The organism is Parendozoicomonas verongulae, from assembly GCF_009711465.1.
Classification (GTDB): domain Bacteria; phylum Pseudomonadota; class Gammaproteobacteria; order Pseudomonadales; family Endozoicomonadaceae; genus Sansalvadorimonas; species Sansalvadorimonas verongulae.
Map to the genome: position 1 here is coordinate 1 of NZ_SMME01000449.1, position 888 is coordinate 888.

The 888-nt window shown below is 53.9% G+C and carries 1 protein-coding gene; it reads right to left on the minus strand.

Annotation, left to right across the window (positions count from 1 at the left end):
• Positions 1-849 (minus strand): hypothetical protein (locus E1189_RS00975; protein WP_155158252.1); only part of this gene is annotated, 849 nt, incomplete at its 3' end.
• Positions 850-888 lie beyond the last annotated feature (39 nt).

An 888-nucleotide genomic window follows, 5' to 3' on the forward strand; every position in this document is an offset into this window, starting at 1 on the left:
CGCCTTTTTCAGTTGAGCTATGGCAAGCTCCTTTCGGGTGGCATCATCAAGAGCAGCGTCTTTCGCGAGGGACTGGCAGTGATCAGCCAGATGATTCAATATCGTGAAGCCACTTTGACGAAACTCCACGTTGAGGCCCCAGCCACTGGCCAGAGCATCGGTCAATATTTTCCTGTTCACCGTTGAACGCATGGGCAGCTGCCCGCACCTTTGCACCAGAACAGGGTCAGGTTGCAGCTGTATTTCCAAGCTCTTTCTCATAGCCTCGGGAGCATGGCACACCAGCAGGGCACACAGCACATCCGTCGCGCCATGTATTGCCCCCCTATAGTCCGGGCCCATGAAATCCAGCTTCAGCATTTTAAAAACACCCGGCCCACAGGCCCGGGCCAGGTGCCAGAAGTTTGTTTGAACATATGCCCGGTCTATCTTTTTGAGGGGACGCAGACAGTGCGCCAGCAGATCCGGGTCAACCCACTCTTGATTGTCCTGATCCGGGAGCAGCTTTTCACAGGCCACTTTCATAAAATCACGGACGGACGGATGCTGGCGGGTGCAGTGGGTGAGTACACTGTTGATCGCTCTGCGCCAGTGCCTGGGTTCCAGTGCATCGACCCTCTCATGGGACTGCGCCTGCTGCGCGGCGATAATCAGGTTATCCAACCCCCCATGAGTCAGAACGGGTAATGCCCCTATTGTTTGAGTGATGTCTTTTGGGATATCGCTATAAATCTCATAGATTTTATTCAGCGCTGTTTCGGGGATTTTGTCGCGGTCTATACCATGCCGCCTGGCTGCTGAATGCCATATATCCGCTTCAGGCAACGACTTTGCTGACTGAAGAGCCACTTTCCAAGCCAGGGAAGTACAGTGTTTCGATTGTGGCCA